The 17,030-nt window shown below is 40.4% G+C and carries 18 protein-coding genes and 1 tRNA gene; 1 reads left to right on the plus strand and 18 read right to left on the minus strand.

What is annotated here, in order from left to right:
• Window positions 1–147: 147 nt before the first annotated feature.
• From serB to PCY14_RS00560, 13 genes are all read right to left on the minus strand, one after another.
• A complete protein-coding gene (gene serB, locus PCY14_RS00500) occupies window positions 148–795 on the minus strand; it encodes a phosphoserine phosphatase SerB (RefSeq protein ID WP_042767105.1) in 648 nt (215 codons plus the stop codon).
• Window positions 796–908: 113 nt separating this feature from the next.
• Window positions 909–2,633 carry a septation ring formation regulator EzrA gene (gene ezrA / locus PCY14_RS00505; RefSeq protein WP_021152397.1) on the minus strand — a complete coding sequence of 575 codons (1,725 nt, stop codon included), beginning with the start codon at window positions 2,631–2,633 and terminating at the stop codon, window positions 909–911.
• A gap of 96 nt (window positions 2,634–2,729) precedes the next feature.
• Window positions 2,730–4,682 carry a DNA topoisomerase (ATP-hydrolyzing) subunit B gene (gyrB, locus tag PCY14_RS00510; protein WP_002887798.1) on the minus strand — a complete coding sequence of 651 codons (1,953 nt, stop codon included), beginning with the start codon at window positions 4,680–4,682 and terminating at the stop codon, window positions 2,730–2,732.
• Entirely contained in the window at window positions 4,683–5,243 is a 561-nt protein-coding gene (locus tag PCY14_RS00515) for an HAD-IA family hydrolase (RefSeq protein ID WP_285955464.1), read from the minus strand.
• An 85-nt stretch (window positions 5,244–5,328) separates the two neighbouring features.
• Entirely contained in the window at window positions 5,329–6,024 is a 696-nt protein-coding gene (locus tag PCY14_RS00520; protein ID WP_021146273.1) for an LrgB family protein, read from the minus strand.
• On the minus strand, window positions 6,017–6,391 hold the full coding sequence (locus PCY14_RS00525) for a CidA/LrgA family protein (protein WP_021146274.1): 375 nt from the start codon (window positions 6,389–6,391) through the stop codon (window positions 6,017–6,019). Before PCY14_RS00525 ends, PCY14_RS00520 begins: the two co-directional genes overlap by 8 nt.
• A 152-nt stretch (window positions 6,392–6,543) precedes the next feature.
• Window positions 6,544–6,614 (minus strand) — tRNA-Thr (locus PCY14_RS00530).
• A 57-nt stretch (window positions 6,615–6,671) separates the two neighbouring features.
• Window positions 6,672–7,025: an arsenate reductase family protein gene (locus tag PCY14_RS00535; RefSeq protein ID WP_008535237.1), complete on the minus strand. Its 354-nt coding sequence runs from the start codon at window positions 7,023–7,025 to the stop codon at window positions 6,672–6,674.
• Window positions 7,026–7,058: 33 nt separating this feature from the next.
• Window positions 7,059–7,553, minus strand: a complete 495-nt coding sequence (locus tag PCY14_RS00540; protein WP_021146275.1) for a methylated-DNA--[protein]-cysteine S-methyltransferase — start codon at window positions 7,551–7,553, stop codon at window positions 7,059–7,061.
• A gap of 56 nt (window positions 7,554–7,609) precedes the next feature.
• Window positions 7,610–8,788: a 3-phosphoglycerate dehydrogenase family protein gene (locus tag PCY14_RS00545; protein WP_021146276.1), complete on the minus strand. Its 1,179-nt coding sequence runs from the start codon at window positions 8,786–8,788 to the stop codon at window positions 7,610–7,612.
• A gap of 18 nt (window positions 8,789–8,806) precedes the next feature.
• Window positions 8,807–9,364 carry an acetyltransferase gene (locus tag PCY14_RS00550; protein WP_021146277.1) on the minus strand — a complete coding sequence of 186 codons (558 nt, stop codon included), beginning with the start codon at window positions 9,362–9,364 and terminating at the stop codon, window positions 8,807–8,809.
• A 12-nt stretch (window positions 9,365–9,376) separates the two neighbouring features.
• Window positions 9,377–10,471 carry a 3-phosphoserine/phosphohydroxythreonine transaminase gene (serC, locus tag PCY14_RS00555; RefSeq protein WP_301363036.1) on the minus strand — a complete coding sequence of 365 codons (1,095 nt, stop codon included), beginning with the start codon at window positions 10,469–10,471 and terminating at the stop codon, window positions 9,377–9,379.
• A 153-nt stretch (window positions 10,472–10,624) separates the two neighbouring features.
• The gene (locus PCY14_RS00560; protein ID WP_021146278.1) at window positions 10,625–11,518 is read right to left on the minus strand and encodes an ROK family protein; all 894 of its coding nucleotides are present in this window, start codon (window positions 11,516–11,518) and stop codon (window positions 10,625–10,627) included.
• Window positions 11,519–11,631: 113 nt separating this feature from the next.
• Here PCY14_RS00560 and PCY14_RS00565 point away from each other — a divergent pair, with 113 nt between their 5' ends.
• Complete coding sequence (locus PCY14_RS00565; protein ID WP_021146279.1) at window positions 11,632–12,027, plus strand: VOC family protein; 396 nt, start codon at window positions 11,632–11,634, stop codon at window positions 12,025–12,027.
• 46 nt (window positions 12,028–12,073) lie between these two features.
• On the opposite strand, the gene PCY14_RS00570 is transcribed toward PCY14_RS00565, so the two are convergent.
• From PCY14_RS00570 to PCY14_RS00590, 5 genes are all read right to left on the minus strand, one after another.
• Window positions 12,074–12,967, minus strand: a complete 894-nt coding sequence (locus PCY14_RS00570; protein ID WP_008535250.1) for an SPFH domain-containing protein — start codon at window positions 12,965–12,967, stop codon at window positions 12,074–12,076.
• Between the two features lie 271 nt (window positions 12,968–13,238).
• Window positions 13,239–14,306, minus strand: a complete 1,068-nt coding sequence (locus PCY14_RS00575; RefSeq protein ID WP_021146281.1) for a PotD/PotF family extracellular solute-binding protein — start codon at window positions 14,304–14,306, stop codon at window positions 13,239–13,241.
• Complete coding sequence (locus PCY14_RS00580) at window positions 14,299–15,078, minus strand: ABC transporter permease (protein WP_164376295.1); 780 nt, start codon at window positions 15,076–15,078, stop codon at window positions 14,299–14,301. The genes PCY14_RS00575 and PCY14_RS00580 overlap by 8 nt, the downstream gene beginning before the upstream one ends.
• A complete protein-coding gene (locus tag PCY14_RS00585; RefSeq protein ID WP_021146283.1) occupies window positions 15,075–15,869 on the minus strand; it encodes an ABC transporter permease in 795 nt (264 codons plus the stop codon). The genes PCY14_RS00580 and PCY14_RS00585 overlap by 4 nt, the downstream gene beginning before the upstream one ends.
• Window positions 15,853–17,007 (minus strand): ABC transporter ATP-binding protein, encoded by a 1,155-nt coding sequence (locus PCY14_RS00590; RefSeq protein ID WP_002887695.1) that lies wholly within the window; start codon window positions 17,005–17,007, stop codon window positions 15,853–15,855. The genes PCY14_RS00585 and PCY14_RS00590 overlap by 17 nt, the downstream gene beginning before the upstream one ends.
• Between the last annotated feature and the right edge of the window lie 23 nt (window positions 17,008–17,030).

Raw genomic sequence — 17,030 nt, forward strand, 5'->3', positions numbered from 1 at the left:
ATAGTGGTTTGAAACCATTCGAAACAAGACAGCGAGTTAAAATAAGGCTTAGTCCGTATTCAACTTGAAAAAGTGGCACCGATTCGGTGCTTTTTTTTATGCACAAAGAGTCCCTTGAAATCATCCAAAGGACTTTTTTTATCTCTACTATTTTCCAACCTCATCCATGATCTCAATGACCTTATACAAATCTGGTTCTGTGATTTGGTATGGAGCTTGTTCACGGACGATTGGCTTGGCACAAAAAGCGATACCGATGCCAGCTGTCTTAATCATCGGCAAATCATTGGCACCGTCACCCATAGCAATAGTTTGCGAGAGGTCGAGGCCATTTTCTGCTGCCCAATCCTTGAGTTTGGCTACCTTGACATCTTTGGTGACGATTTCACCATAAACCTTACCCGTCAAAACACCATCTACCACCTCTAGATGGTTAGCCATAACATAGTCAATGCCTGCCTCCGAGGCTAGTCTGTCAACCGTCTCGTGGAAGCCTCCAGAAACCAAACCTACCTTGTAGCCACGTGCATGAAGTTCATCCACTAGTTCCTTAGCTCCCTTATTAAAATGAATGCGAGCATAGACCTTGTCAAAGATACTTTCTGGTAATCCTTTTAAGGTTGCTACACGCTCATTGAGAGCCTGTCTAAAATCCAATTCGCCACGCATGGCACGCTCTGTGATTTCAGCGACTTGTTGGCCGACACCTGCCTCTTCTCCCAGTAAATCAATGACTTCTTCTTGGACAAGAGTTGAGTCTACGTCCATGACCAATAACCCTTTAACTTGTGACATAATTACCTCTCTTTTTTAAATACCTATTTTATTTTTAACTAGGTTGGCGTTTAACTGTAAAATAATAAATGCTTCTTACAAAAAATCCTGGACCAAGGTCCAGAATCTTTTACTTACATACGAATAAGTTCTCGTGTTTTCTCATAAGATGATACAAAACGCTCTGTTACACCAGGTTCTACTGTTTCCAAGGCGTAAGAAATTTCTTCTAAAGATGCATCATAATCGTGGTCAACTTCGAACAATTTTAGGGCGTGTTCAAAGCTACTTTGAACAGCAGGTTCGAAAGAACGGTAACGGTTTGAGTACTGCAAAAGCTGTTCTGTCAAGGTTGCATTTTGAACAACCAAGTAAGCTGTCTCTTCCAAATGATCGATGGCATTTTTAGAGGTTTCAGTCAAGCGCATTACCGCATCAATATTAATACGTCCACGGCTAAGCTCATCCATGAGAGCCTCAATCTGAGCGCTTGTTGAGAAGAAAACACTCAAGAAGGACTGAGGAATTCCTGGAAGGTTACGTTTTTCCATGAAACGCTTGATAACATGCAATTTATTAACATACACATCAAGTGCTTCACGTGCCTTAGCTTCATTTTTCTCAATAGCCTGAAGGTTTCCAAAGACCTCTACCTGTCCATTTTCAACAGCAGACAGGGTGTTGAGACTCTTTTCAAATGTTTTCTCGAGCTCTGAGAAAGGTTTAACCTGAGTATCAAAGTTTTCAAGAGTTGGGAGAACAGCTGTTTCCACACCTGAAATATCAGAAGCAAAGCTACGAACATCCGCAGCATAAGTTTCATCGAAGATGTAGGTTAACATGAGACGTTCAAGTTCTTCTTGAAGTTGCTTATTATTATTCTTAGCATGCTTGAGATAGTCTGGCAAGACTTTCTTGTGACGCATAACAACTTTGTAAGATGCAATTTCACGTTCAAAAATGCTATACAAGTTGTTAATCTTATCTTGAATCTCAACATTTTCTTCTTCCGCACGATCCAAGTCAAGAGAAACCAACTCACTTGAATTTGAACGGATAGCTTCACGAATCTCTTGGAAACGACGTTCGATATTTTTTTCAGGGAAGTGATAATTTTGCTCAATCAGCTTACGATAGCCAGATTCCAAATCATCCAACTGATCTGGGAAGTCGTCTTCCAACTTAGCGACAATGGCTGGAATCTTCTCTGAAATTTGACCCAAAGCAATCGTGTGCTCTTCTGCACGATCCAAAATACTTGATGCTTCAACAGGGTCACCCGATGAGTTGAGAGTCACGAATTCTGAAAACTCAGCTTCAATATTTTTAAGCTGTTTATTGATTTCGCTCATGGTAGAGCCAAAGTTATCAGAATTTTCTTCAATAGAGTTTTGCAACTCTTCATACAAGTCAAGAGCATGCTTCACACGAGCACTGTTCTTTTCTTCTTGTTTTTTCAAGGTTGAGAGAGCCTCACGGATAGACTTAATGTCTTCTTCCACAAGATCTAACTGACTCTCGATATTATTAATTTCACCACTAGCCTTGAAAAAATGGAAGGTATCGTTCATATTTTCAGCTTCGAAAATATGATTTTCAATATCTGCAAATGAATTTGTCGAGATATCTACCCATTTCTGATTCCATTCACGGAAGGTTGTCTGACTTTGCCCAATCAAGTGAAGCTTTTTGACTTCTTCAATTTCTTCATTTATCGGCAAGTCAAACAAGCCTTGCTTGCGTTCTTCAAGATTTGCAATCCGCGAATCATTTCGTTTTCTAATAAGAATACCGACTAAGTAAGCGACAATTACAAGTATAACTACCACTACAATCAGTAAAACAATTCCGCTAGACATAGTTTCTCCTTAATCGTCTATTATGTTCATAAATGTAGAATAACATTACGATTATATCATAGTTATCCTAGCATTGCACCCTTTTCTAAAAGAATATTAGATATCTAGAGTACTGTAAACGGCATTTTCTTCGATAAATTCGCGGCGAGGTTCAACCTTGTCCCCCATCAACATATCAAAAATCTTATCTGCTTCTGCAGCATCATCCACAGAAACTCGTGCCATCAAACGATTTGCAGGATCCATGGTTGTTTCCCAAAGTTGGTGATCATCCATTTCACCTAAACCTTTGTAACGTTGTACTGTAGGTTTTGAACGTCCCACACTGTAATTTTCAAGAGCAGCACGTAATTTTTCTTCCTGATTTACACCTGGTTGGATGTACTCTTTGATTTCAGAGCCAACCTTAACCCCATAAATTGGAGGTTGAGCAATGTAAACATAACCCGCTTCCAAGATTGGACGCATAAAGCGATAAATCAAGGTCAAGAGCAAAGTACGAATGTGAGCTCCATCAACATCGGCATCGGTCATGATAACCAATTTGTGGTAACGAGCCTTGCTGACATCAAACTCTGCACCAAATCCAGTACCCATAGCTGTGAACAGGGAACGAATTTCTTCATTAGCCAGAATCTTATCCATACTAGCCTTTTCAACATTCAAAATCTTACCACGAATAGGTAGGATGGCTTGGAATTCACGGTTACGACCTGACTTAGCAGAACCGCCAGCTGAATCTCCTTCGACAATGAAGAGCTCATTCATTTCGGCATTGTTTGACGAACAATCCGCCAACTTACCTGGAAGGTTAGAGATTTCAAGACCTGACTTCTTACGGGTCACTTCACGCGCACGCTTGGCTGCAATACGAGCTTTAGAAGCCAAAATTCCTTTTTCAACAATCTTTTTAGCGATAGCTGGATTTTCCAAAAGGAAACGACTAAGGGCCTCGCTGAAAAGACGGTTAGTAATCTTAACCACTTCAGAGTTCCCTAGCTTGGTCTTGGTTTGACCTTCAAATTGTGGGTTGGGATGCTTAACAGAGATAATGGCTGTAAGACCTTCACGAACATCGTCCCCAGTCAAATTATCATCTTTATCCTTAAGAATCTTATTTTGACGTGCATAATCATTAATGACACGTGTTAAGGCCGTACGGAAGCCTTGCTCGTGAGTACCACCTTCATGGGTGTGGATGTTGTTGGCAAAACTCATGACAGTTTCATGGTAGCCAGTCGTATACTGCATAGCAACTTCGACTGAAATACCATCCATTTCACCATCCGTGTAAATAGGTTCGTCAAAGATAACATCTTTGTTTTCATTGATGTATTTGACATAAGAGGTGATACCACCCTCATAGTGATAATGTTTCTCTTGCTCAAGACCCTCACGTTTATCGGTGATCGAAATGCGCAGCCCCTTGTTCAAGAAGGCCAATTCTTGGATACGTTTAGCTAATTTTCCAAAATCAAACTCCGTTGTTTCTTGGAAAATTTCTGGATCCGGAGTAAAGTGAACGGTTGTTCCGTGTTTCTCTGTATCACCAATAATCGCTAAATCGTCTACCACAACACCACGTTTATACTCTTGGAAGTGAATATGGCCATTTTTATAGACCTTAACATCCAGTTGGGTTGAGAGGGCATTGACGACCGAAGAACCAACTCCGTGCAAACCACCAGAGACCTTGTAGCCGCCACCGCCAAATTTACCACCAGCGTGAAGGACCGTAAAGACTGTTTCAACCGCTGGACGGCCTGTTTTCTCTTGGATGCCTACTGGGATACCACGACCGTCATCGACAACCGTAATGGAATTGTCAGGCTCAATAAAAACTTGAATATGAGTGGCAAAACCAGCCAGCGCCTCATCAATAGAGTTATCAACTATTTCCCATACCAAATGATGCAAGCCCTCTTTAGAGGTTGAGCCAATATACATCCCTGGGCGCATACGCACCGCTTCAAGTCCTTCTAGAACTTGAATCTGACTAGCATCATATTCTTGTGCTTTTTCTTCGAAATTTTTTAATTCATCAGTCATTTATGTCACTATCTCCAATAATGATTTATGGCCATCAACAAGTAAGGTGTCCATACCTGCCGCTTTTCCAGCCTCAATATCTATCTGGCGGTCACCAATGACCAAGCCGTGTTTAATATCGTATTTTTTTATTAAATAAAGGAAACTCTCAGGACTAGGCTTTCTCGCAAAACCATTTTCCGAAGTTACAATCTCTGTAAAGTAAGGAGTAATCTCTGCTTTATCCAGGATGTCTAGCACTAGATGGTTACGGTGGCTAACCAAAAAGTTACGCCCACCTTCAGTTACAATCTTCGCCAGAATCGCCTTAGCTCCTTCAAAAAGCACAGGTTCTTGCAAATGCTTAGCCTCTTCCTGCTTATATAGGGTGCGAAAATCAGCTATATCAGGTGCAAACATTCCAATAGCAGTACTGGTTGACACCTTAAGAGCATCATAGACTGCTTGAAATTCCGCCGTACGGTTAAATTGTTTCAAAGTTGCTTGAAAGGCTTGGGTTGACACCTGATAATTATCCAGTAAGGTACCACCCAAATCCCAGATATAATCTCCATAATTCATAACCTTAATTATAGCATAAAAGGTCAGATTTTGCTTGTTTTTCACAGCTAAAAAGGCTTGGAAAACCAGTCCAAGCCTTAATTTTTTAGCTTAAAATCAAACTAGCCACAATAGGGCTAATAAAGACGTATAAAATCCCTGTCACAGCTATAGATAATCCACCCATGGCACCTGCTACTTGTCCATATCTAAAGGCAGCTCCAGTACCTACGGCATGTCCAGTTCCTCCGAGAGCAAGCCCAATAGCTACCGGATCCTTGATTCCCATTATTTTTAGAAAAACAGGACCTAGGACAGAGGTTAAAATTCCCGTAATGACAACGACTACTAGGGTAACGGTCGTAATCCCTTGCATTTTTTCAGAAATCCCCACAGCCATGGCCGTTGTTACAGACTTTGGAAAGAGGGAAATCGCTAGGAAATAATCCATCCCAAAAAGTTTAGCAATCAAGGCCGTGTAACTTGTATTGAGAACACAGGCCAAAGTCGAACCAATCAAGATACTCTTATAATGGTGACGCATGAGGTGGAGATTTTTATAAAAAGGAACAGCTAGGGCAACCGTTGACGGAATAATCAAGCTATTAAGATATGAACCGCCTACATAGTAATCCTTATATGAAATTCCTGTATAGTGCAAAATCAAGATAATCAAGGCAGTAGATACAAGAAGAGGTGTTGTCAATGGATTAGGAAAACGACGGTAAATCAAAAGCCCGATTGTATAGGCCAACACAGAAAGGGTTAAGCCAAACAAGGGTGTGTTATAAAAATTAGCCACGTTTAACCTCCTTGTAGTCACCTTCGAAGTGTTTCTTGATAAAACCAACAACTACTGCAATCACTACAATATTAAGAACCAAGGCACCCATAATAATCAAAATAATAGGGACAATGTTATCAGAAATAGCATCCCATCGTTCCATAATACCGACACCTGCTGGCAAAAATAGAATGGTCATATTGGCTATTAAAAATTCTGCGACTGCATGAATATGACGCAAACGAATCCACTTGAGCTGCAGAGCAATCAAAAGCAAGAATAGACCAATAATACTTCCAGGTATGGGTAGTTTAAAAAAAGTTGAAATGGCTTCACCAATAACGGCAAATAAGCAAATCAACATGAATTGAACGTAGTATTTCACGAGTTGCCTCCTAGGTTTAATCACCTAATAGTCTACTCCTTTTTTCTTGGATTTCAAGAGTTTTCAGTAAATTCTTTTGAAAAATCCCTACCGTCCACGGACTCCCTTTGAACAAGAAAAAACTCCAGCTCTAAGCTGGAGTAAATCACAGATGCCACCACCGAGAATTGAACTCGGAACGGAGCATTACCATTGCTCTATTATACCATTTAACTATAGCGGCAACTGTTTCTATCTTACCATATCACTGTTTACCGTGGCAAGACATTTTGCTTACTTTTTATAAATTTAAGTCTTGGTAAGGCGTACGGTAGCCAATTTGTAAAACCTTACCATCCTTAATCAAGATAGGACGTTTAATCAGCATACCATCTGAAGCTAAGAGTTTTACAGCTTCATCTACCGATAAGGTTGGAAGCTTGTCCTTCAATCCTAAAGAACGGTAGGATTGTCCACTCGTATTAAAGAATTTCTTGAGCTCTAAATCTGACCCCTCTAGAAGCTCTTTTAGAAATTGAGCTGAAGGTGGATTTTCCTTAATGTTGATGGACTCAACCTCAATACCTAATTGATTGAGTTCAGCTTTAGCCTTACGACAAGTGCTGCATTTTGGATATTCATAAAAAGTATACATGTTTTTCTCCTTTTCTATAGCATAAGCATGTTTCTACATCTTGTCAAACCTAAGCCCTTCCAAATGGAGTAAGAAACGCTTGGCAGCCTCTCCAGCAGCATAATTTCCTATATGACCGGTGTTAGGTAGGACACGGTGACAAGGAATAAGTATCAACCAGGGATTCTTCCCAACAGCGGTTCCAACAGCCTGAGCTGAATGACAAGAAAGCTGCTTACCAATCTGACCATATGATCTGCTTTGTCCATACGGAATCGCTCTTAAAGCCGACCAAACTTTTTGTTGGAAGTCTGTTCCTCGTTCAGCTAATGGAAGGATATTTGGGCTTGGATTTTCACCTTCAAAATAGGCCTGCAACCACTTCTTTGTCACTTCTAAAATAGGATTTGAGGTGTCTACTAACTTTTCCTCTTCAAGACCAGCTTGAAAATGATTTTGTCCTTCCAACCATATACCATAGAGGGCTTCCTCACTAGCCACCAAGGACAGGCGACCAAGGGGAGATACATAATACTGACGATAAAACATAGGTTCATTATAACAAAAAGACAGGAAACACATGTCCCTGTCAGCTTATTTTTGAATTATTTACCTTTAATCAAACGTACTCGTACGATATTGTCACTAGCCTCAAACTTAGCGACCAATTCATCAATCTTAGACTTGTCTGTTTCATCAAGGTCAAGAAGGGTATAAGCATACTCTCCCTTTGAACGGTTGATGATATTGTCAATATTGATATTAAAATCAGAGACCGCTGTTGAGATACGAGCCACAATGTTAGGCACGTTTTTATTAATCAAGGTAATACGATATGGAGCGCTCAAAGCTTGTTGTACACGTGGGAAGTTAACAGAATTGACAATTTCACCTGTTTCCATGAAGCGACGGATGGTTTGACCAGCCATAATCGCACAGTTGAGTTCTGCTTCACCTGTTGAACCACCGACATGCGGGAAGACTGTCACATTAGGCTTGTTAAGCAGTTCTTCTGTCCCAAAGTCCGTGATATAACGTTTTACGACACCTGTTTCCAAAGCATCAAAGAGCGCATCATTCTCTACCAATTCTGCACGGGCAAAGTTGATGATTGTTGTTCCTTTTTGCATGAGGTTAAAGGCGTCCGCATTGAAAGTACCTTTCGTATCAGGTGTCAACGGAACGTGAACGGTGATATAGTCACAGTTTTCAAAGATTTCTTTGAGATCAGAAACACGTCTGACATGGTGAGAGATATTCCAGGCAGCTTCAATAGAAACATATGGGTCATAACCATAGACCTTCATTCCCAAACGGTAAGCATCATTGGCAATACGGGCACCAATGGCACCAAGTCCGATAACACCAAGTGTTTTACCAGCAATCTCACTACCTGCAAACTGTTTCTTACCTGCTTCGATTTGTTTAGGCACATCGTCACCACTAAGCGTATTAACCCAAGCATTGGCCGCAATATAGTCACGTGCTGAGAGCAAGATAGAAGTCAAAACAGCTTCTTTAACTGCATTAGCATTAGCTCCTGGAGTATTGAAGACAACAATTCCTTTTTGAGTGGCTTCAGCAACTGGGATATTGTTAGTACCAGCACCGGCACGAGCAATGGCTTTCAAATTTTCAGGGAAAACTGTATCATGGAGATTTTGACTACGAATGATGTAAGCATCCGGATTTTTCGCTAAATCACCATCGATTTGAAAATGATTTCCAAGTTCCTTCAAACCAATCTGGTTAATATTGTTATACGTTTTTACACTAAATACCATAATTTTATTCCTCTTGAATCAATGTATACCATGATGGGTTGCCTCATCAACTTCTTGATAGAAGGCCTTTTCCCTCTTGGTTTTGATTTTCTGATAGGCAAATCGTTCCCCGTCAATAGGAACCTTGCCACAATAGACATAACCTAGCTTCTCCAAAATATGCTGCATGACAAGGTTCTTTTCATGCGTGTCGCAACGAAAATCATGAGCGTCAGTTCCCTCGATAAGACCTTGAATAAAGGTTTGAGCGACCCTTTGACCTGTAACCTCAGTCAAAACGGCAATCCTATGAAAAGTAATGTATCGCTTATTGTGATGCTTCCAATCACCGTCATAGATTTTGTCGTAAGCAGGGTCTCCATCAGTAACCACCGCAGCATAAGAAACAATTTGACCGTCAATGATACCTACATAGGCTTGTCCTTTGAGGACATCATCAAAGATGTTTTCTTCAGTAGGGTAACCATCAGCCCCTTGCCATTGGGAACTGCCAGCTTCTGCTAGAGCAGCTCTGGCACTCTCAATAACCGTCATGATGGGCTTAATTTCATTTGGAAAGGCTTGTCTAATTTCCATCTCTTTACCTAATTACTTATTTTCAGCTTCAAATTTCTTCATAAAGTCAATCAAATCAAGCACACCTTGGCGTGGAAAGGCGTTATAAACACTGGCACGCATACCACCAACTGAGCGGTGACCCTTGATATTCTTGAAGCCAAGAGCATCTGCTTCTGCTACAAATTTAGCATCCAAGTCTTTACTTGGTGTGACAAATGGAATGTTGCAGACAGAACGATCCTTGGCATCTTTAACAGGATTGGTGTAAAAATCAGATGACTCGATATAATCATAAAGAAGACCTGATTTTTCACGTTGAATTTCCGCCATCTTATCTACGCCACCAATTTCATTTTTAACCCAGTCAAAGACGAGTTTTGAAATATAAATACTGAAACATGGTGGTGTATTGTAAAGTGATCCTGCTTCAGCTTGAATACGGTAGTCCAACATAGCAGACAATTGTGGTTGGTCGTTAAGGAAGTCTTCACGGACGATAACCACTGTCACACCAGCAGGTCCAATATTTTTCTGAGCACCAGCATAGATAAGGGCAAAATCTTCAACGTTATAGCGAGCAGCCAAAATATTTGAAGACATATCAGCTACAATTGGCACACCATTGGTATCAGGCAAATCATAGATAGCTGTTCCTTCAATGGTATTGTTAGTAGTCAAGTGAACATAGGCAGCTTCTGGATCAATTGTTGAAGGATCAAAACTTGGAATATGATCGTAAACAGTATCCTCAGATGACGCCAAAAGAATTGGTTCAAAAGGAATGGTTTTTGAAAGTTTAACAGCTTCTGTATAAGCTTTTTTACCCCATGAACCACCTACAAGGTAGTAAGCTTTCTTCCCTTGAGCGAGGTTCAGTGGTAGCATTGAGAATTGTATAGAGCCGCCACCTTGCAAGAAAATAACCTTATAGTTATCAGGAATAGCCATTAACTCACGAAGTGTCGCTTCCGCATCTTTAACGATTTTGTCAAATTCTGGAGAACGGTGGGACATTTCTAGCACGGACATACCGGAATCTTGGTAGTTAAGCAATTCAGCTTGTGCCTTTTCAAGCACTGGTTTTGGTAATGTAGCAGGTCCTGCTGAGAAATTATAAATTGTCATAAAGACACCTCCAAAATTTTAATGGTCCCATTATAGCGAATTTTCTGAATATTGTAAAGTCCTAAGAGCAAAAAACGAACGGAATTGCCCGCTTGTCACAAAAAAGTTAGGTATTTTATGTATATTTTTGGCGCCATTTTATTTTAGTATCCGTCATCTCTGTTTAAGGAAATAAGCCGCACCAATCAAATTAGCACCATTATGGTGATGGCAGGCGACAATTTTAGGTCGTTTAATAATTTTTCCGATAAAGTCTATCTCATGGCGAACCTTATCAAACTGGCGGTTGACCTCCTCAATCAGAACCGGCTGAGCTGAAATACCACCTCCAAGAACAAAGATTTCCATATCAAAGATGGATTGAAGATTTAGAATAGTAATAGCTAAGCTTCGACAATAGGCCTCAAAAATTGGATAAACAGCTTCATTTCTAGCATTGATTGCCTTAAAAGCTTCACGACCATCTTTTAAATCAGCATTACCCAACACTTCATTAACCCTAGTAATGAAACCAACAGCTGAAAGAGTTGTTCCTCGCATTTGTGAAGGATTAACTTTTTCCATTTGAACTGGAAGAAGAAATGTTAACTCAGCCGCTTGAAAGTGACTTCCTTGAAAAAGTTTACCATTAATAATAAGACCACCACCTAGACCTGAACCCAAAACAAGGGCTGCACCGTTGGTCACTCCCTGTAAATGCCCCATCGCCAGCTCGCCTAAAGCTGCTGCTTTCCCATCATTAAGAGCCGTGACTGGTAAATGATACTTGGCTTCAAGGATGTCTTTGATACGAAAACCGTGGAAGAATCGCAACAAGCCTCCGTGATAAATAACACCCTCATCAGTATCTACTGTCCCAGGAACACTGATAGCAATGCCCGTTAAGGCTACTTTAACCGACGTTACCAAATAGTCAATCACATCAAGGGTTTGATTCAAGGTTTGTGGAGATGATTGCGTTGGTAGACTCTTTTCAAGGGCAAACTCCTCCGAAACAAGGGCAGACTTGACCTGAGTTCCGCCAAAATCAATCGCTAAAATCGTCATAAATACCTCCTCAGATTCTTTTTCGCCATTATATCACATGTAGCTAAGACTAGAAAAAACGGTCCCAAAATGCTACTATGAGAATACAAAATTAGATAAAAGGAGTCTCTCACATGACTAAATTCCTACACACTTGTGTTCGTGTTAAGGACCTAGAAGCTTCACTAAACTTTTACCAAGACGCTCTTGGTTTCAAAGAAGTCCGTCGTAATGATTTTCCAGAATATAAATTCACGCTTGTCTACATGCAACTCGAAGACGATCCTGATTACGAGTTGGAATTAACATACAATTACGATCATGAAGCTTACGACCTTGGAAATGGCTATGGACACATCGCTGTTGGTGTTGATGACCTAGAAGCTAAACACCAAGCACACAAAGAAGCTGGCTACACTGTCACTGATCTCTCAGGTCTTCCTGGTAAACCAAAAATGTACTACTTTATCACTGATCCAGATGGCTATAAGATTGAAGTTATCCGCTTGGCTCAGTTCTTAGAAAAATAAACAAAAAAAGTCAGATTATCTCAAATCTGGCTTCTTTGTTTGCTTACTATTTATCTGTCTTCAAGGCTGACAAAATTTGGGTACGAATATCATCTACTCCATTTGGATTATTCGGTAAAAATAAGGTTTGATTACCTTTAACAGCAAAGGTATTAAGGGTATCTAAATATTGGTTGGTCAAGAGAATAGACATAATCTGCTCTTCAGACATACCCACATTAGCTTCTTTCAATTCAGCAATAGATTCAGCCAAACCGTCAACGATGGCCTTACGTTGTTGGGCAATACCTACCCCATGAAGGCGGTCTTTTTCAGCTTCGGCTTCGGCTGCTGTGACAATCTTGATTTTATCCGCTTCTGCCAATTCTTGGGCTGCTACACGCTTACGTTGGGCAGCATTGATTTCATTCATAGACTGTTTAACTTCAGCATCAGGTTCAACCTTAGTAATCAAAGTCTTCACAATGATATAACCGTAGGTTGTCATTTCTTCAGCCACTTGGTGTTGTACTTCAAGGGCAATTTCATCTTTCTTCTCAAAAAGCTCATCAAGTGTCAATTTAGGAACGGATGAACGAAGGGCATCCTCAATATATGACTTAATTTGAGCCTCTGGACGCATGAGTTTGTAGTATGCATCGGTCACATTTTGCTCATTAACACGGTACTGTGTAGCAACATTCATCATGACAAAGACATTGTCTTTGGTCTTAGTTTCCACTACAATCTCGCTTTGAAGCAAGCGTAATTGAATACGTGCGGCAATTTTATCGATACCAAATGGCAGACGCATATGGATACCACTAGTTGCAATTTTTTGATAGCGTCCAAAACGTTCAACAATAGCTACTGACTGCTGACGAACGACATAAAGCATACTGATGAGAATTCCCATGAGAATTAGGAAGGAGATCAGTAAAAAGAGAAGTGCTGCTTGCATGTTAAGTCCTCCAAAATAAACATTATAAATTCCTTCGCTTTATTATAGCACAGCAATACAATTATTCAAGAAAAACAAATCTTCTTTTTGCTCCCTTCATAGACATTAGCCAAAGCCCCTATGATTCTTATGGAAATGAGGATTAATAAGCGATATTTATTGGCATTAGTAAAAAGACTGAAACGATAGTGTTTCAGCCTCTCATTATTTTTGAAATAAAAGCATTTGAAGAATTGTTTTACTTTGAATCTAGCACTTAAACTTAGAAGGCTTATTTACGATACATCTTAACTTGAAGGTAAATATCGTTATAGATGCCTAACCATTTTTGGCCTAGATTATCATAGACTTCTAGGTTTTTGATCGTTGATTCTGATGGATAGAAGGCTTTATCATCAGTAATCCGCTTTGGAAGCAAGGCTTTGGCTGCATCGTTAGGTGTTGCATAACCGATGTATTCGGCATTTTGAGCTGCATTTTCTGGCTTAAGCATGAAATTGATAAAGGCATAAGCCTCTTTTTTGTGCTTAACTGTCTTCGGGATAACCAGATTATCAAACCAAAGATTTGAGCCCTCAGAAGGAACAACATAACGAAGATTCTCATTTTTATCAAGCATCTCACTAGCTTCCCCTGAGAAAGTTACTCCGATAGCAGCATCACCTTGAATCATGTAGCCCTTCATTTCATCGCCTACAATAGCTTTGATATTAGGGGTTAAACTATTGAGCTTGGTCTCCGCCAAACGCAATTCCGTCATGTTCTTGGTGTTCAGACTATATCCCAAGCTATTAAGTGAAAAGCCAATGACTTCACGTGCCCCATCAACTAGCATAATTTGGTCTTTGTAATCAGACGACCAGAGATCATTCCAATGCTGAGGAGCTTTTTTTACCAATTTTGTATTATAGACAATGCCGACAGTCCCCCAGAAATAAGGAATGGAATAATCATTGTGAGGGTCGAAACTAAGTCCCTTGAAGCTTGAGCCAATTTGATCAAAGCCATGGATTTTAGATTTATCCAATTTCACCAACAGGTTTTCCTTAACCATTTTATCAATGGTATAGTCTGACGGTACAGCAATGTCGTAGGTAGTCCCCCCCTGCTTAATCTTGGTATACATGGCCTCATTGGAATCAAAAGTTTCATACTGAACCTTGATGCCTGTTTCCTTGGTGAACTTGGTCAAGAGATCAGGATCAATATAGTCCCCCCAGTTATAAATCACTAATTTATCAGAGGCACTTCCTGTGTGACTTTGCATATAGGCAGAAATTCCCCAAAGGACAAGTATAATGGCTACAATCCCTAGTAAAAATTCATAGAGTCTACGCATCTTGCTCCTCCTTTTTCTCCTTGGTAATCAAGTAATAGCCAATAACCAAAAGGATAGAGAATAGGAAAACAACGGTTGAGAGAGCATTGATTTCCAAAGAAATTCCCTTACGAGCACGTGAGTAAATCTCCACAGCAAGTGTTGAAAAACCATTACCCGTAACGAAGAAGGTCACGGCAAAGTCATCCAAAGAATAAGTAAAGGCCATAAAATAACCAGCGATAATTCCAGGTGTCAAGTATGGTAGCATTACCTCTCGCAACATCTGCCACTGGGTCGCACCCAAGTCATAGGCCGCATTTACCATATCACGATTCATTTCCTTGAGACGTGGTAAAACCATGAGAACCACAATTGGAATTGAAAAGGCGATGTGGCTTAGCAAAACAGAGACGAAACCGAGCTGAAAGCCAATTAAGGTAAATAGAATTAAGAAACTAGCACCAATCATAACGTCGGGTGCAACCATGAGTACGTTATTTAGAGATAAAATCCCCGTTTGCTGCCTCTGTTTGCTCTCATAGATAAAGATAGACCCGAAGGTACCAATGAGTGTCGCCAAGAGAGCACTAAGAAAGGCTAAGAAGAAGGTTTGAGCCAAAATCAACATGAGTCGACTATCTGAAAACATGCTATGATAATTATCCAACGTAAAGCCTTTGAATTGATTCATATCGCCACCACTATTGAAAGAATAGGCGATTAAATAAAAGATAGGCAAATAGAGGATAACAAAGACAAAAACGAGATAGAGATTTGCAAATTTTTTCATTGACGTCTCTCCTTCGTTAACCACATAGTCGCAATCATAGCAGCAATGAGAACAACCCCAATGGTTGCCCCCATCCCCCAATTTTGCGTTGTAAGGAAGTGCTGTTCAATAGCCGTTCCTAGTGTAATCACTCGGTTACCACCAATCAAGCGTGTCAACATAAAGAGACTGAGACTAGGGATGAAGACTGATTGCACACCTGAACGAACCCCGTTAAGCGACAAAGGAAAGATAACCTTAGTAAAGGTCTGCCAATCATTAGCACCCAAATCCTTGCTCGCATTAACGATATTTTCATCCAAATCATCTAGGGCATTATAAATCGGCAGAATCATAAATGGTATTTCGATGTAGCTGGCTACAAAAATAAAGGAGAAATCCGTAAAAAGGATTTGCATAGGTGCAATACCAAAGAAACCAAGAAAGGCGTTAATCCCACCTTGTTGACCAAAAATCCCCATAAAGGCATAAGCTTTAAGAAGGAGATTGACCCAGGTCGGCAAAATGACAAGCATTAACCAAAGCTGTTTATGCTTGAGTCTCGTCAAAAGATAAGCCGTAGGATAGGAAATGAGGAGAGTGACTATAGTAATAATAGCCGCATAAAGAACCGAGTTGAAGCTCATCCTCAAGTAGGTCCAACTGGAAAAGAAGGTCCCGTAATTATCTAAAGTAAAGTTGCCACTGATATCAAAGAAAGACTGATACAAGAGCATGAGCACTGGAGCGACCACAAAAAGCAGAAGCCAAAGCAGGTAGGGTACCGAAAAGAGGCTAGCTGTTTTCTTCATGGCGCTCCTCCTCAATGGCATTAATCAAGCCATCTTCATGCTCTTCCATTTCCACATATTCTTCAATACGAGCATCAAATTCTTCTTCTGTCTCATTGAGACGCATGATGTGAATATCTTCAGGCGTAAAATCAAGACCAATAATCTCACCCTCAATAGCCTTACGGGTCGAGTGGATCATCCATTCATTGCCAAGATTATCATGAGCAATAATTTCATAGTGAACCCCACGGAAGAGTTGCGTTTCCACTCGAACTTGCAGCTTCCCTTCTTCAGGAAGCGTGATTTGTAAATCTTCAGGACGGATAACCACTTCAACAGGTTCGTTAGGACGCATTCCTCCATCAACAGATTCGAAGCGTTTCCCATTGAACTCAACCAGATAATCCTCAATCATCACGCCAGGAAGAATGTTGGATTCTCCAATAAAAGTAGCTACAAAGTGGTTGATAGGCTCATCATAGATATCAACAGGGGTTCCTGACTGAACAATTTCCCCATCATTCATAACAAAAATCCAATCCGACATAGCCAGGGCTTCTTCTTGGTCGTGGGTAACAAAGACAAAGGTAATCCCTAGTCGCTGCTGCAATTCACGCAACTCGTATTGCATTTCAGTACGTAGCTTCAAATCCAGTGCTGACAGAGGCTCATCTAAAAGGACCACTCGTGGTTGGTTGATAATCGCACGGGCAATGGCCACCCGTTGACGTTGTCCACCAGATAATTTTTGAATTGAGCGCTTTTGATAACCATCTAGTTGAACCATTTTCAAGGCTTCTTCTACACGCTCTTCAATCTCCTTTTTAGGGACCTTTTTTAACTTAAGCGCAAAGGCCACATTGTCAAAGACATTCATATGTGGGAAGAGGGCATAAGATTGGAAAACGGTGTGGACATCCCTTTTATTGATAGGGATATCATTGATACGTTTTCCATCTAAAAGGACGTCACCACTGGTCGCATCCAAGAGGCCAGCAATGATATTCAAAATGGTTGATTTCCCAGAGCCAGAAGCTCCAAGAAGAGTATAGAATTTTCCTTCTTCTAGTTCGAAGTTGATGTCTTTTAAAACTTGTGTGCCACTGTCTTCAAACACTTTTGAGACGTTTTGAAAGGCAATAATCGGATTAGTCAATTGTCATAAGTCCTCCATAAAAA

It is taken from the genome of Streptococcus sp. SV2, from assembly GCF_030440175.1.
GTDB classification, from domain to species: Bacteria; Bacillota; Bacilli; order Lactobacillales; family Streptococcaceae; genus Streptococcus; species Streptococcus raffinosi.

What these genes read in the sequence shown, in the direction of transcription:
- PCY14_RS00575 (WP_021146281.1), bottom strand. Translation starts at nt 14,306, where the DNA reads ATGCGTAGACTCTATGAATTTTTACTAGGGATTGTAGCCATTATACTT.
- PCY14_RS00580 (WP_164376295.1), bottom strand. Translation starts at nt 15,078, where the DNA reads ATGAAAAAATTTGCAAATCTCTATCTCGTTTTTGTCTTTGTTATCCTC.
- PCY14_RS00535 (WP_008535237.1), bottom strand. Translation starts at nt 7,025, where the DNA reads ATGTATACTTTTTATGAATATCCAAAATGCAGCACTTGTCGTAAGGCT.
- ezrA (WP_021152397.1), bottom strand. Translation starts at nt 2,633, where the DNA reads ATGTCTAGCGGAATTGTTTTACTGATTGTAGTGGTAGTTATACTTGTA.
- serC (WP_301363036.1), bottom strand. Translation starts at nt 10,471, where the DNA reads ATGACAATTTATAATTTCTCAGCAGGACCTGCTACATTACCAAAACCA.
- PCY14_RS00540 (WP_021146275.1), bottom strand. Translation starts at nt 7,553, where the DNA reads ATGTTTTATCGTCAGTATTATGTATCTCCCCTTGGTCGCCTGTCCTTG.
- PCY14_RS00560 (WP_021146278.1), bottom strand. Translation starts at nt 11,518, where the DNA reads ATGACGATTTTAGCGATTGATTTTGGCGGAACTCAGGTCAAGTCTGCC.
- serB (WP_042767105.1), bottom strand. Translation starts at nt 795, where the DNA reads ATGTCACAAGTTAAAGGGTTATTGGTCATGGACGTAGACTCAACTCTT.
- PCY14_RS00565 (WP_021146279.1), top strand. Translation starts at nt 11,632, where the DNA reads ATGACTAAATTCCTACACACTTGTGTTCGTGTTAAGGACCTAGAAGCT.
- PCY14_RS00545 (WP_021146276.1), bottom strand. Translation starts at nt 8,788, where the DNA reads ATGGTATTTAGTGTAAAAACGTATAACAATATTAACCAGATTGGTTTG.
- PCY14_RS00550 (WP_021146277.1), bottom strand. Translation starts at nt 9,364, where the DNA reads ATGGAAATTAGACAAGCCTTTCCAAATGAAATTAAGCCCATCATGACG.
- PCY14_RS00515 (WP_285955464.1), bottom strand. Translation starts at nt 5,243, where the DNA reads ATGAATTATGGAGATTATATCTGGGATTTGGGTGGTACCTTACTGGAT.
- PCY14_RS00570 (WP_008535250.1), bottom strand. Translation starts at nt 12,967, where the DNA reads ATGCAAGCAGCACTTCTCTTTTTACTGATCTCCTTCCTAATTCTCATG.
- PCY14_RS00585 (WP_021146283.1), bottom strand. Translation starts at nt 15,869, where the DNA reads ATGAAGAAAACAGCTAGCCTCTTTTCGGTACCCTACCTGCTTTGGCTT.
- gyrB (WP_002887798.1), bottom strand. Translation starts at nt 4,682, where the DNA reads ATGACTGATGAATTAAAAAATTTCGAAGAAAAAGCACAAGAATATGAT.